The 14,288-nt window shown below is 35.6% G+C and carries 14 protein-coding genes and 2 pseudogenes; 15 read left to right on the top strand and 1 reads right to left on the bottom strand.

Annotation, left to right across the window (positions count from 1 at the left end; all coding sequences use genetic code 11):
- Positions 1-10 precede the first annotated feature (10 nt).
- The 13 genes and pseudogenes from MHI22_RS07770 (at position 11) to MHI22_RS07710 (ending at position 11,679) form a co-directional block, all read left to right on the top strand.
- Positions 11-792, top strand: a pseudogene (locus MHI22_RS07770) (recombinase family protein).
- Positions 793-940: 148 nt separating this feature from the next.
- On the top strand, positions 941-2,176 hold the full coding sequence (locus MHI22_RS07765) for an IS110 family transposase (protein WP_340811640.1): 1,236 nt from the start codon (positions 941-943) through the stop codon (positions 2,174-2,176).
- Positions 2,177-2,284: 108 nt separating this feature from the next.
- On the top strand, positions 2,285-2,764 hold the full coding sequence (locus MHI22_RS07760) for a CdiA family toxin C-terminal domain-containing protein (protein WP_340811638.1): 480 nt from the start codon (positions 2,285-2,287) through the stop codon (positions 2,762-2,764).
- 20 nt (positions 2,765-2,784) lie between these two features.
- Positions 2,785-3,168: a ribonuclease toxin immunity protein CdiI gene (gene cdiI / locus MHI22_RS07755; protein WP_340811636.1), complete on the top strand. Its 384-nt coding sequence runs from the start codon at positions 2,785-2,787 to the stop codon at positions 3,166-3,168.
- A 968-nt stretch (positions 3,169-4,136) separates the two neighbouring features.
- Positions 4,137-4,568, top strand: coding sequence for a hypothetical protein (locus tag MHI22_RS07750; protein WP_340811634.1), 432 nt, complete (start codon positions 4,137-4,139; stop codon positions 4,566-4,568).
- Positions 4,569-4,701: 133 nt separating this feature from the next.
- Positions 4,702-5,667 (top strand): hypothetical protein, encoded by a 966-nt coding sequence (locus MHI22_RS07745; protein WP_340811632.1) that lies wholly within the window; start codon positions 4,702-4,704, stop codon positions 5,665-5,667.
- Positions 5,668-5,678: 11 nt separating this feature from the next.
- Positions 5,679-6,005, top strand: coding sequence for a hypothetical protein (locus MHI22_RS07740; RefSeq protein WP_340811630.1), 327 nt, complete (start codon positions 5,679-5,681; stop codon positions 6,003-6,005).
- Between the two features lie 525 nt (positions 6,006-6,530).
- The gene (locus tag MHI22_RS23405; protein WP_445668841.1) at positions 6,531-7,124 is read left to right on the top strand and encodes a hypothetical protein; all 594 of its coding nucleotides are present in this window, start codon (positions 6,531-6,533) and stop codon (positions 7,122-7,124) included.
- 186 nt (positions 7,125-7,310) lie between these two features.
- Positions 7,311-8,009, top strand: a complete 699-nt coding sequence (locus tag MHI22_RS07730) for an SMI1/KNR4 family protein (RefSeq protein WP_340811628.1) — start codon at positions 7,311-7,313, stop codon at positions 8,007-8,009.
- Positions 8,010-8,593: 584 nt separating this feature from the next.
- Positions 8,594-9,469, top strand: coding sequence for a hypothetical protein (locus MHI22_RS07725; RefSeq protein ID WP_340811626.1), 876 nt, complete (start codon positions 8,594-8,596; stop codon positions 9,467-9,469).
- 6 nt (positions 9,470-9,475) lie between these two features.
- On the top strand, positions 9,476-9,727 hold the full coding sequence (locus MHI22_RS07720) for a hypothetical protein (RefSeq protein WP_340811624.1): 252 nt from the start codon (positions 9,476-9,478) through the stop codon (positions 9,725-9,727).
- Positions 9,728-9,972: 245 nt separating this feature from the next.
- Positions 9,973-10,224, top strand: a complete 252-nt coding sequence (locus MHI22_RS07715; RefSeq protein ID WP_340811623.1) for a hypothetical protein — start codon at positions 9,973-9,975, stop codon at positions 10,222-10,224.
- A 741-nt stretch (positions 10,225-10,965) separates the two neighbouring features.
- The gene (locus MHI22_RS07710; protein WP_340811621.1) at positions 10,966-11,679 is read left to right on the top strand and encodes a replication initiation protein; all 714 of its coding nucleotides are present in this window, start codon (positions 10,966-10,968) and stop codon (positions 11,677-11,679) included.
- Here the strand turns inward: MHI22_RS07710 and MHI22_RS07705 are convergent.
- Positions 11,676-11,891, bottom strand: coding sequence for a helix-turn-helix domain-containing protein (locus MHI22_RS07705; protein WP_340811619.1), 216 nt, complete (start codon positions 11,889-11,891; stop codon positions 11,676-11,678). The two genes, MHI22_RS07710 and MHI22_RS07705, sit on opposite strands and share 4 nt — an antisense overlap.
- A gap of 206 nt (positions 11,892-12,097) precedes the next feature.
- On the opposite strand from MHI22_RS07705, the pseudogene MHI22_RS07700 reads away from it, so the two are divergent.
- Both MHI22_RS07700 and MHI22_RS07695 read left to right on the top strand, forming a co-directional pair.
- Positions 12,098-12,882: pseudogene (locus tag MHI22_RS07700) on the top strand (recombinase family protein).
- A gap of 148 nt (positions 12,883-13,030) precedes the next feature.
- Complete coding sequence (locus tag MHI22_RS07695) at positions 13,031-14,266, top strand: IS110 family transposase (protein WP_340811617.1); 1,236 nt, start codon at positions 13,031-13,033, stop codon at positions 14,264-14,266.
- Positions 14,267-14,288 lie beyond the last annotated feature (22 nt).

Raw genomic sequence — 14,288 nt, 5'->3', positions numbered from 1 at the left:
GAGGGGCATTATGAAAGAAAAAGTAGTTGGTTATGTACGAGTTTCAACAGAAGGGCAAGTACGTGAAGGATATAGTTTAGCATATCAAGTAGAAGAAATTGAAAGGTATTGTGACGAAAATAAGCTACAACTGCTACACATATACGAAGATAGAGGACTCAGTGGAGCGACAGTTGATGAAGATGGATTAACTATTGAGCGAGAAGGCTTGCAAGAGCTATTGGCAGATATAGAATATCACCAAGTGAGCCAAGTAATTGTATTAAATACGTCTCGTTTGTGGCGCTCTGATATGGCAAAAGTATTGATACAAAGAGAGTTGAAAAATATAACGCAGATGTGAAAGCGATTGAGCAGCCAAATTACAGCATATACACACATGAACCAAATGATTTTTTAGTGAATGGGATGTTGGAGCTATTAGACCAATATCAACGATTAGAGATTGCATTGAAACTAAGTAGGGGCAGAAAGAAAAAAGCTGAACAAGGTGGCTATGCAGGTGGCGGTGTCATGTTTGGTTATACAGTACAGAAAGGGCGAAAAGTATTAGAAGTGGATACGGAGAAAGCAATCGTTGTACGGAGGCTATTTGAATTAAGACATTTTTTTAAACATTGGTCACTATCTAAATTGGCAGAACAGCTCAACATGGAAGGCCATCGAACAGAGAAAGGGAAACGATTTACAAAAGTGCAAGTGAAGCGCATTTTAGATCGTGAGAGCTTTTATCGGGGAATTTATACATATGGACAAATACAAGCAAATGGCAAACATGAGGCTATAATTTAAAAAGTTACTTAAAAAAGGGGCTCATTTACTTATATAACCTCATATAACGGTGAAAATGGATAGGCTTTCGTACCAATGCGCACCAGTTGGTGAACGCTCGAACTAAGGTTGCCGGCATTTTCATTCCATTGAATAGGAGGATAAGTTAATGCACGAACGACAGAAACATTTTTATGTGGGAGTAGACTTACATAAGCAACACCATGTGGCGGTGATTATTAATTGTTGGCAAGAGAAACTAGATGAAATAAAGTTTGAAAATAAACCGTCTGCTTTTTCAACGTTTTTACGGGATATTTATAAACATATGGACGATGGTTTGACACCCATTTTTGGTTTAGAAGATGTTGGGGGTTATGGGAGAGCGTTAGCTAAATATTTAGCAGACCATGAACAAATTGTAAAAGAAGTGAACCCAGCTCTTTCATATGCCGAACGCAAAAGTCACATGACCACACAAAAAAGTGATAGCTGGGATGCAGAATGTGTAGCCAGAATTTTGGTGAACAAACTAGAGCAGTTACCAGACGCTAAACCACATGATTTATATTGGTCGATACAACAGCTGGTCAGTAGAAGAAATGCATTAGTAAAGGCACAAAGTGCTTTAAAGAACCAACTACATATTCAATTAAGTCACCACTATCCAAGCTATAAAAAGTTTTTTTCAGAAGTAGATGGAAAAACAGCATTGGCATTTTGGGAACGATACCCGTCTCCATCTTGTTTAGAAGGTGTGAGTATAAAACAGTTGACTACTTTTTTATTAGAAGTAAGCAACAATACTTGTTCGGTGAAAAAAGCAAATGAAATATTGAAGCTAGTAAAGGAGGACGGGAACACAACAAAAGAGCATCAAGAAACACGAAATTTTTTGGTAGAAAGTATCGTGCGCCACATTTTATTTGGAAAGCAGGAAATGGGCAAGGTGGAAAGAGAATTAAAAACGTTAATGGGCTTACTAGACTTTCAATTAGAATCCATGCCAGGCATTGAACTTGTAACAGCATCTGCTTTAATTGCGGAGATTGGTGACGTAAGACGTTTTCCAAATGCCAACAAATTAGCACGATTTGCGGGCATTGCACCAGTCTACTTTGGCTCTGGTGGGAAAGGCAAGGAACATAAAAGTAAACAGGGAAATCGGGCACTACACGCTTTATTTTATAACCTAGCAGTCCAACAAGTACAAGTAGCGAAAGGAAGTAAACTGCCTAGGAACCCAGTGTTTCATGCTTACTATCAACGTAAACTTAAAGAAGGCAAGACAAAAGGACAAGCGTTGGTTTGCATTATGAGAAGGCTTGTGAACATTATTTACGGCATGATGAAGTATAAAACAGCCTACGAATTACCCGAAGTAAAAGAGAAAGAAGTAGTTTAATCGGCTTTTAGATAGGTTGTTTTTTTATTAGCGGATTTTAAGATTACAACATAGGGTACGGTAAAAGATGTTACTTTTAAAAAGGGTTATGATACACATTTAACCGAAGTGGAGGGTTTTAAAGCAAAACCGAATATTGGAATAAAGGGTGGTCACAATCTTGAGAACTTTGAACAATTTATTTTAGATAACTTTGGTAATCAAGTTAAGGATATTAATCAAGCTGTTACTAAAACGTCTCATCCTGATATTTCAGGAATTTATGAGGTAAAATATAAGCTTCCTGTTTATGATGGATTGAGTAAAGAAAATGGTGGAAAAGGTAACTTTACTGGACAGTGGAAAGAGTATAAGAATCCTAAGACAGTATATGACCCAAAGGTTTTTTCTGATGAACAGATATTAAAGTTGGGTAGGGAAGCAATGGAAGAAGGTATTAGTAATAATAGGATAATTCAAGGTGGAGATAGGTCACCAAGTGATATGGTAGAAGGGTATGTCAATGTAAATGGGAAACAATTGAAATTTATGGGCTTTAAAGACAAAAATACAGGTGAGATTTCGAATTTCTTCCCAGTTCTAGATTAAATGTTAAAGGAGTGTTTGTTATGAGTGAGGAAGTTTTTATTATTGAAGAATTTTCAGAAAAAGTTGAGTTGATGCGTCTATATTACAAAATAATAGGTGATGGGAAGTTTATGGAAGCGATTGAAAATTTCAAAAACAAACAAGGTTTTGGGATTGATCCAGTATGTTGTATTTTTGCAAATGAATATCAGCCAGGAGAAGAGGGATATTTTGGTGAAACTGGTGTTAACTTCAGTATACAACCTCCTATGGCTGAAGTTGAGGAAAATGCTATTGTAGATGAAAATGTATTTTTTCAATATTTATCAGAGGCTGGGGAAGACTATTTAACAAGACGACCTCAAGATCGAACAAGAGTTGAAGTTTCCTTAAAAGAACTAAAAGAAATTTTAATTTTATCATAATTTAAGATGGAGAAGAAATAGATATTTCAAGACACATTTACCAGATTTTAGATTAATTAAAAGTACTAGTATATATGTGAGAAGAAGTATTATTTGGGTTAAATGTTAAATTTGGAGTAGGAATAAAATTATTTTTTCAATATTTAACTATCACCTTGATAGGCTAACTACCTTTCAAGGTTTTTTGTTATGGTTAAAACAATACGACTTTAGGAAGACAACCCATATTTACTGTGAGAATTTGTGGTTTACAGTGTAGGTGTTAAATAAAGCTCCCACATTTACAAAATCAATATGTCATGAAGGCAGTACCATCAAGAATGTTACCCGATGATAAAAAGCGTGAGAAGTAAGCGAGATGACATTTTACATGGCGAGGGGAATGGTTAATAACGAATGATACTGACAAAGCTCGTGGCGATAAATACAAGGTATAATATGACAGAGTCATTTAAAACTTGTTTACGGTTAAAGATTCCTTGAATTTGAATTAATAACTCATGAAGGCTAGACCATCAAGGAGTGCTATTTTAACAATTAAGCAATAAGAGCGAGAATAGGCGAGGTGACAATTTATTTACAAGGACCCCTTATGGATGGCATAAGCAACAAATACACGAGATTAAACAAGCTAAAGGGTTTAAACGTTACACTTGCCATGTGGTAAAAAAGATGTCATACTGTCAATACTAAATTAACTTATAAAACTTGCAAATATTAATAAACTTAGAAAATTTATAAACTTAAAGCACTTGATTGTCTATAACAGGCGACAAGTGCTTTTTCATGTTTAAATACGTAAATTGAAAAGATTACGATTATTTAATTAGTGTACTAAGTGTTAAATTTTATACAAGTACGGGCATACAATTATATGGTGGAGTGAAGAAATATAAAGTGAAAAAAAGGTTTATAATGGACAGATAGCGGTTTTGTAAATAGCGGATAGCCAGTTTAGCGGCATTACCGTGCATAGTAAGCCATTCCTACTAGTCAAAGCGAATGGCACAATCACCTTTGCTGGAAAACGTGTGTCCATGAGTGCAGCTGAATCGATGCATTTCACATGTGGCTCCAGTAGTCTTGTGTTTGATGGCAATACGGATATCCAGGGACAGGTTGTCACGATGGAAGGGTCCATCAAAGCCCCTGTATCAGTCGCTTCGCAGGAAGAAGCAGACCTTGAGTCAGCCCTAGACATGATGGGGATGATCCCTGTTGGTGGGGGTGATCCTAATGGGTCTATTAGGACTAGCGGGAAGCTTACTGGGGATGATTCCAAAAGTAGGCTCTCCAGGTGGCAAGAAAAAAGGAAAGAGCGGAGGATCGAAAGGAAAAAGCTCCAAGAAATCCTCCAAAAAGTAGGGCTCGACAAAGAAGAAACAAAAGAAATCGAGTAAAAAGAAGAAAAAGAAGAAAAAGTGGGGGAAATTCTTTACCAAGGCCCGGAAGCTGAAAAATAGTCTATCCAAGAGTAAATTGGTCAAACGGGCGAAGAAGGCCATTAAAAAAGCGGTCTTGACTACGAAAAAGGTGGTACAGAAAACAAAGGCGGCTGTGACAAAAGCCAAGCAACAGGTGAAGACCGCTGTCCAACAGACGAAGCAGGTAGTCAAGGAAAAAGTACTACCGACGCCAGCAACGAAAAAACCAACGAATAATTCAAGTGTAAAAGCAAAAGCTGCGTCAGTGGATAAAAACAGGATAACAAGTGAAGCCGAACTAAAAGCTCTATTAGATGAGCACAGAAAAACGAGAGTCATCGGCAGTGATGGTGAACCAATCACAACGCTTATTGATAAACGCAAGGTTTTAAGTGCAGAATCAACTGCCACTCCAGACGGCCTAGCCCCTTATGTCGTGCTAGGCTCCAAAATGTCATACGCCCTGTTTATTGAGGATTATCTCAAATTGTCTGATGCAAATGCGCCAATAAAAGAAAATTTTGAAGCAGCGCTCTCATTAATTAACCCTGTTAGGAAAGTGAAAAAGGGAGAAGAGGCATTAGAATCCATAAAAAATATGGAAAAGGTAATAGAAGAAACCTATGATCTTGCCAATAATAGCAAAAAGGCAAAGGATGCACAGTCAACCCAAAAAGAAATCGATCAACTAGGCGAGTATGTGAAGAAGCTTGATAAGGGTACGAGTAAAAATGAAACTGGATGGGATATTCCTCGTGGTGGTGGTGAGATAGACGGAAGAAGATATTCAGAACATGCACTAGAAAGAATGGCGCCTAATCTTATCCAAGTTAACGTTGAGTTAGAAAAAAGAGCTCTTGAAAAGGGATTGAAGCCAGGTACTAAAGAATTTGAAAAATTTGTTGACCCAAGAGGTGTTCCACCAATGGTTGTGGAGGATGCAATTAGAAATGTAATACCTACTCCTGGAAATAGACCGAATACACTAAAATATGATGGTGAAGCCGTTACTGTAATTACTAACACAAATGGTGATGTTATTACAGTAATTCCAAAGGGTAGCAAAAAGAAGTAAGGAGGATTTTCATGGCAATAAAATATGATGAATATTTACTGCTTGAAATATTTAATAGTGAGCCAATAATAATTGATAAAGAAGCTGAAATTTACAAATATAAAATGCAAGATTCTCTAGGATTAGAAATAGCATTTTCTTTTTCGGTTTATGACCAATATGTAACAATAAGATTGGATAATAAACAATTACAAAATCCATTATATGATATTGAAATACAAGATGTAGAGGAAATTAGGGTAGAGAATGTTAAATTATTAATAATAAAGCAACAAAATAAAGAGCCAGCAATCGAAATTAAAGTTAAACCTAATTTTATGATAAATTTATGTATCTAAACTAGTAATAGGTCATGATTATATTTTACTTTCGACCTATATCAACAGATCTTACAATACATCTATATCATAAATTAACATTGAAAGAGTACAAGATGTCATAATGAAAGTCAAATTAAAGCATCAAAACATTGATAAAAGAGAAATTAGAATTTGTTGATAAGATAAAGTCATGCTATGTTCAGAACCAAAATGTCATGAAGGCAGTGCCATCATGAGTATTACCAAACAATAAAAAGCGAATGATATTGACAACGTTCGTGGCGATAAACAACAAGAAACATAAAAAGATACTCTTGCCCTATGTGAAATAAGCAAAGTGAATGGGGTTTTAACAAAAGGGCGTTCACAATTTTATTAATAATTACGATAGTAAAAGTCGCTTCTTCTAATAACAGAGGCGACTTTTTTAATCTTTTATCTCTATCAGGTCAATGATTTCTCGCGGATAGTGTGGCGACAGTTGGGAAATTAGGAAAAAAAGGTATCGACGCAGTTAAAGGTATCAGCAAAGGTGTTTAAAACGTGCTGAAAGGTCCAGTAGGAAGTGTAGTAGACCAAGTCAAAAAGCAAGTAGCGAACGTGAAAACCCAGATACAATCCAAAGTAGCCGAAGTCAAACAGCAACTGCGTCAGCTGCGACCATCACAGATGGAGTTAGCAGGAGCAGGTGTAGACATCAGACGCGTGGAGGATACAGGAACAGTTGGGAAAAACACACCATCAACGAATCTGAAGCCGTCTAATAATTCCGAACCTCCAAAAAATGGCTCGAATAAAAAGCCTGATGAAGCAGCTAATGGTACGAATGAAGTTGGGACACCACCTAGATATGATGAAAGAAGAATTCCAACAGAATTATATAAAGAACTAAGAAAGAAAACTCCATCTTCAAAGATACAAAAACAGGTTAATGAAGGTCTTGAGGATAAAATAGGTACTCCTGATCCAGCACTTCCTGGAAGGTATATTACGGACACACTTCAAGCAGACCATATTGTATCAATGAATAACATAGCCAAAATGGATAATTTTGATAAATTAACGAAAGAACAGCAGATCGATGTTTTAAATAATCCAGAGAATTTTATAGGATTAAGCGAATCAGCTAATAAGTAAAAAGGTTCGAAATCCTATTCTGAGTGGACTGTTTATAAAAAAGAAAATATAGAGATTAATCCTGAATTTAGGGAGGAAATGATAAAGAAAGAAAAGAAATTAGAAAAGAAATTACAAAAACAAATTGATGATTTAGCTGAAAAAAATAAACAAAATATAGACAAATAAAGAAAACGAGGTATTAATATGGATAAAAAAATTGAATTTCTAAGGAAATATAGAAAGAATGTACAATTGATTTTGTGTAATGAGATTAATACATTTGATTATAGTCAAGTACCTGATTTTTGGTACGACTTGTTTCAAGAAAAAAATCCAGATAAGAGAGTAGAGAGAATTTTATTTATATGGAATAAATATGTAGGAATAGAGCTGAGAAATACTATTTCTTATTTATCCAGTCATCTTAAAGAGATAGATCTTATCATGGAGAATAACAAATATTCTATTTTATATACGATTAAAACAGATAATGGTGAAATACAATATTATGAAGGGAGAAATCCTAAAGAAGCATTTAATAATGTAGAATTAAAAAAAAATTGGGATAAATTCCCTTCATCATTACAAAGTTTTTATCAAAACATTCATAATGGTTTCTATTTTTATGCAAGTAAATCTATGGGACTAGTTCCTTTAGAAAATGTAACCTTTTTTGATGAGGATGAGTGGGGTATTATTGAAGAATTAGAAGAGCCTTTACAAATAGATTTAAAAACAACATTTGGTTTTTTTAAAAGTGGTATGGGTGGTTATGTAGCAATAGATTTTAATAATTGTAATAATGAAAATGCAGTTTTGTGGTGGACTGATGAAGAACCTAGATATAATATTAACTTTTGGGATATTGTTGATGAATGGATAGTAATTGGTTTTGAATCATGATGATATTAATATTAATCAGCTAAGATAACGAATCTAAAGCACTTGAATGCCAATAATAGGAAACAAGTGCTTTTTCGTATTTTCATATATATGGATTGAGAAAAAATGATTATTTAATTTACGGGGAATTCATGGGGACAGCTATGTGACTTAAGTAGATTTTAGGTAATCCGATGCATCAGTTCGCATGCGGCTCCAGTAGTCTTGTTTTTGATAGCAATACGGATAATCAGAGACAGGTTGTCACAATGGAAGGCTCCATCAAAGTTTCTGTGTCAGTCGGTCTCAGGAAGAAGTAGATCTTGAGGCAGCCAAGAACAAACAATGAAAGTCCAAAAATAAGAAGAAAAAGAAGAAATGGGGTAATTTTTTTACAAAGGCACGGAAGCTCTATAATAAACTAAGCAAAAGTAAAATAGCGAAGCAATTTAAGAAAGTAGTAAAAAGCTGTCCTAGCGGGTAAGAAAACCTATAAACAAGCAGTAAACAAAACGAAAGCCGTTTATAACCAGACAAAGCAAGCGGTAAAGGAAGTAAAAACTGCCGCAAAAGAAGCTGTCAAAGTCTATAAGTCTTTAGATAAAATGGAGCCACTCAATATAAGTAAGGATATGTCTAAAAAAGAAAAATTCTTACGGACAGGGTTTAACATGGGCCTCCAACAAACCCAAAAATCTAAAGGAAAGTTTGATGCAACCGTAGATGTTGCTAAAAACACCTACAATGATGTAAAAAAATTAGTAACTGATCCGATAGGCGTAGTGAAAGAAACAACAGACAGTTTGAAAAATTTTGCTTCAGATCCACTGCTAGCTGTGAAAACAATAGCTGGTTCAATAGAAGACTCTATTGAAAAAGATGTTATTCATGGTAATAACTATTCACGAGCATACTGGGGAACAAAAGTAACCCTAAATACAGCTACAGCTGTTGTTGGGACAAAAGGTGTTGGAACACTAACAAAAGTAGGGAAGACTTCGACTGGAGTAACAAGTGTTAAGTCTACTACCAGTTCGAGTAGTAGTAAGGGTACGGGTAATTCTATACAATATGCTGAATCGGGCGGAAGAAATATATCCCCTGAGCAGTTCTTCAAGGAAGAAGCTATTGCAGAAGAAATGTATGAAAAATTTAGGGGGTTAGGAACAGAAGACGTAAATGCAATTGCTAATAATACTGGCTTTTCTATTACTAGGGTACAAAGGATTAAAGATCATGTCTTTAATAACTCCCATATAAAGGATCACGGAGTTGGGAGATTTGACCCGGACTACGAACTGGCTCAAGCATGGCAAAGATTGATGGATGGGAAACAAGTAGATTCTGATATACAATTATTACATCACGAAATTTTTGAATCAAAATTTGAAGGTATATTCCAGACTAACTATAGAAAAGCGCATGACAAAACAATAGAATCTGGAAGGCCATGGGATTGGGAGAAAAACTATGAGGAGTGAAGATTCATGGCAGTTTTTGTATTGATGTTAAAGGAGTTTGAAAACGAAGATAGGGTAGTCTATCTATATGGACCAAATGAGTATTCAATGGGGCGAATTGAGTATGATAAAAAAAATAGGGTTATCAATCAGCTTTCACCAATTGATTCACAAGAGTTTGCTGATGATTTCTTCTTTAAGAGAGCAGGAAGACGTCTTTCGAGAATGATTATTAAAGAGAATCAGAACTTTGTTGACCGAACAACTATAGAATCTTGATAATTGCTAATGAGTTTAGTAATTTTTTATTAGATTTAGCTATGCATGAAATATAAAATAACATTTGAACCTTGATAGGCTTTATGTCTCTCAAGGTTTTTTAGTGGGGCTAACCAGAATCGAATAAATTTTCCTTAATTATGAGAATAGATGTAACCTTTATGAACCCTACAAGAAAAGCGGTATTTAATAAAAGTAAAAATTAGAGTCGGGGCCCCATGGCATCCACCAGAGGAGGAATAAAGATGGCTTCATACGTTTTATTACTAAAAGAATATGAGGATAATGAATCTGTGATTTACAGATTCGGACCTAATGAAAATATTATGGGGAAAATTGAGTTAAATAAATTTACTAGAAATTTTTCCGAGTTAGAAGTTATTCCAGATAACAATTTTCCATCTAAGTTTTATTATGATAGAGCTGCTCAAAGATTGGCAGTTTGCTTAGTAAAAGAAGGTGGTGTATTTCCTGATAGAACAGCTTTCGAATCGTAGTAACTAAAAAATTTCCTTGATTGGCAAATGTCTTTCAAGGTTTTTTACTTTGATTATATTAAATCAGCTGATATTTGAGTGAGACAACAAGAAAAAATGATTGTTTGAGAATCGAGAGCTCATGAAGGCTGGGCCATCAAGGAGTTCTATGTAAACATTGGTCTAGGAAGAAAAGTGTGAGAATTAGGCGAGATGATATTTTACATGCAGGAGGTAGTTTTGTATGTAATAGTGACTAAATAAATGATAATGACAAAGTTCGTGGCGATAAACAAGGATATAAATATTTTTTTTATTGTGTACAGTTAAAGATATTCTTGAATTTGAATTAATAACTCATGAAGGCTAGACCATCAAGGAGTGTTATTTTAACAATTAAGCAATAAGAGCGAGAATAGGCGAGATGACAATTTATTTACAAGGACCACTTATGGATGGATAAGCAACAAACACACGAGATTAAACAAGCTAAAGGGTTTAAACGTTACACTTGCCAAGTAGTATAAAAGATGTCATACTGTCGATATAAAAATAACTTATAAAACTTTCAAATATATTAATAAACTTAGAAAATTTATAAACTTAAAGCACTTGATTGTCTATAACAGGCGACAAGTGCTTTTTACATATTTAAATAGGTAAATTGAAAAGATTACGATTATTTAATTAGTGTACTAAGGGTTAAATTCTTTATAAGTGGGAAGAACAGGCTATGGAAATAGAGGTTTCTATAGAGTGAAAATGAAGATTTATAGTGGAACATATAGCTATGAACTACATATGTGGAAAAGTGACGATGTATACATTCATCTATATTTTAAAAACTTTAGAGAAACAGAAGGCCACTTACATACCCTAAGGATTGAGACAAGGCCAGAGCATTACTCACATTTCAGAGAAATATTAGAGATGATAGGGAAGCGGGCAAGCCGAGTAGAATTTGTGGGCTGTGATGTAGCGTACGATATACCAACAAAACTAGAAAATGTGGTCGTTATACCAATAGATGTGCGGAGGAAAATGAGTCATTGTGAAAAGACACGTTATTTTGGTGAAGGTTATCAAAGAAAACAGAATGGATATTGTCGAATTTATGATAAGAGACTAGAGCTATTTGGAAATAAAGGTATTTATTTGGAAAATGATTTGAGTAGGATTGAAGTCGTCTATAAACCAGATGAAAAAATAGAGCTTAAAGATATAGAGAGACATTCGCCAAAACAGAATAAACAATACTTTGCGGCGGTGATAATGGATTGGCAAGCGTTGGAGAAGAAAGAAGTAGAACGAGTCATTAATTTACGAGATGGAAAAGACATGTACACGCAGTATATACGTAGAGCAATAAAAAAGCCCCTTGCGAACCAGTATCGAGTGGATTTCGACGAGTTAGCAGGAGCAGTATGGAAACAACTGATAGATGAGCCATGTTCGATGGTACTTGGGGTTGCTTAGTCAATTGGCTCTAATACAAGGAGGTCTTGAATAGAAACTTGTAATGTATCGCATAAGATAGAGAGAATACGTGTATGCACACATTGTACAGGGCGAGTACATAGGTCATTTACCGTATTCGGACGTAAAGCGGCTTGTCTGGCAAGTTGCCGACGGCTCATTTGTTTTTCAATTAAAATTTCATTGAGACGTAAACGAATAGTAGAAGACATAATAAAAACACCTCTTTGTTAGATTGTAACGGTTATGTATAGTGTACGACCATACTAGAGAAAAAACGACTGTAAAATAAAGGGTTGTGCAAAATTTGGGTAAGGTCGTACAGTATGTTGTAACGGATAGACGTTACACACAAGTTATCCGCAAAAAACGGGTAAGCGTTACAGGGACTTTAATTGCTGTAACGGGAAGGGGTATTATGAAAGAAAAAGTAGTTGGTTATGTACGAGTTTCAACAGAAGGGCAAGTACGTGAAGGATATAGCTTAGCGTATCAAGTAGAAGAAATTGAGAGGTATTGTGACGAAAATAAGCTACAACTGCTTTACATATATGAGGATAGAGGACTCAGCGGAGCGACAGTTGATGAGGATGGATTAACTATTGAGCGAGAAGGCTTGCAAGAGCTATTGGCAGATATAGAATATCATCAAGTGAGCCAAGTAATTGTATTAAATACGTCTCGTTTGTGGCGCTCTGATATGGCAAAAGTATTAATACAACGAGAGTTGAAAAAATATAACGCGCAGATGTAAAAGCGATTGAGCAGCCAAATTACAGCATATACACACATGAACCAAATGATTTTTTAGTGAATGGGATGTTGGAGCTATTAGACCAATATCAACGATTAGAGATTGCATTGAAACTAAGTAGGGGCAGAAAGAAAAAAGCTGAACAAGGTGGCTATGCAGGTGGCGGTGTCATGTTTGGTTATACAGTACAGAAAGGGCGAAAAGTATTAGAAGTGGATAAAGAGAAAGCGATCGTTGTACGGAGGCTATTTGAATTAAGACATTTTTTTAAACATTGGTCACTATCTAAATTGGCAGAACAGCTTAACATGGAAGGCTATCAAACAGAGAAAGGAAAACGATTTACAAAAGTACAAGTGAAGCGCATTTTAGACCATGAGAGCTTTTATCGGGGGACTTATACATACGGACAAATACAAGCAAATGGCAAACATGAGGCTATAATTTAAAAAGTTACTTAAAAAAGGGGTTCATTTACTTATATAACCTCATATAAGGGTGAAAATGGATAGGCTTTCGTACCAATGCGCACCGGAAGGTGAACGCTCGAACTAAGGTTGCCGGCATTTTCATTCCATTGAATAGGAGGATAAGTTAATGCACGAACGACAGAAACATTTTTATGTGGGAGTAGACTTACATAAGCAACACCATGTGGCGGCTATTATTAATTGTTGGCAGGAGAAGTTAGCTGAATTAACAGTTGTAAATAAACCATCTGCTTTCTCCACGTTTTTACTAGATATTGATAAACTGATGGAAGAAAGATTGACGCCTGTATTTGGCTTAGAAGATGTTGGAGGCTATGGACGATCGTTAGCGCAGTTTTTAACCGACCATGGACAAGTTGTAAAAGAAGTAAATCCAGCTCTGTCATACGCTGAACGAAAAAGCCATATGACCACACAAAAGAGTGATAGTTGGGATGCAGAATGTGTGGCACGCATATTGGTAAATAAACTTGACCAATTGCCAGACGCTAAACCACATGATTTATTTTGGTCCATACAACAGTTAGTCACTAGAAGAAATGCATTAGTAAAAGCACAAGGTGCTTTAAAGAACCAACTGCATATTCAATTAAGCCACCACTATTCAAGCTATAAAAAGTTTTTTTCAGAGGTAGATGGAAAAACAGCATTGGCATTTTGGGACCGATATCCGTCTCCATCGTGTTTAGAAGGGGTAAGTGTTAAGCAATTGACCATATTTTTATTAGAAGCCAGTAGCAATACATGTTCGGTGAAAAAAGCGAGTGAAATTTTAAAGTTGGTAAAAGAGGATGGAAACACAATAAGAGAACACCAAGAAACACGAGATTTTCTAGTAAAGAGCATCGTCAGAGACATTTCATTTAAGAAGCAGGAAATGCGCTATGTGGAACGAGAATTAAAAGGGTTAATGAGTTTACTAGACTTTCAATTAGACACAATGCCAGGCATAGATCTCGTTACAGCTTCAGCTTTAATTGCCGAAATAGGCGATGTACACCGTTTTCCAAATGCCAACAAATTAGCACGATTTGCGGGCATTGTGCCTGTTTACTTTGGTTCTGGTGGGAAAGGAAGGGAACAAAAAAGCAAGCAAGGAAATCGGGCGCTACACGCTTTATTTTACAACTTAGCCGTACAGCAAGTACAAGTGGCAAAAGGAAGTAAGCTGCCAAGGAACCCAGTATTCCATGCATACTATCAACGGAAACTAAAAGAAGGTAAAACAAAGGGACAAGCATTGGTTTGTATCATGAGAACGCTTGTAAACATTATTTACGGCATGATGAAGCACAAAACAGCCTATAAATTGCCGATAATAAAGGAGGAAGAAGTAGTTTAATAAGGTTTAAGATAGATTGTTT

Origin of the sequence: Lysinibacillus sp. FSL L8-0312 (assembly GCF_038003285.1) — a bacterium.
Classification (GTDB): domain Bacteria; phylum Bacillota; class Bacilli; order Bacillales_A; family Planococcaceae; genus Lysinibacillus; species Lysinibacillus fusiformis_D.
The sequence above is the reverse complement of the archived record's forward strand: the minus strand, read 5'-3'. Positions and strand labels throughout refer to the sequence as shown.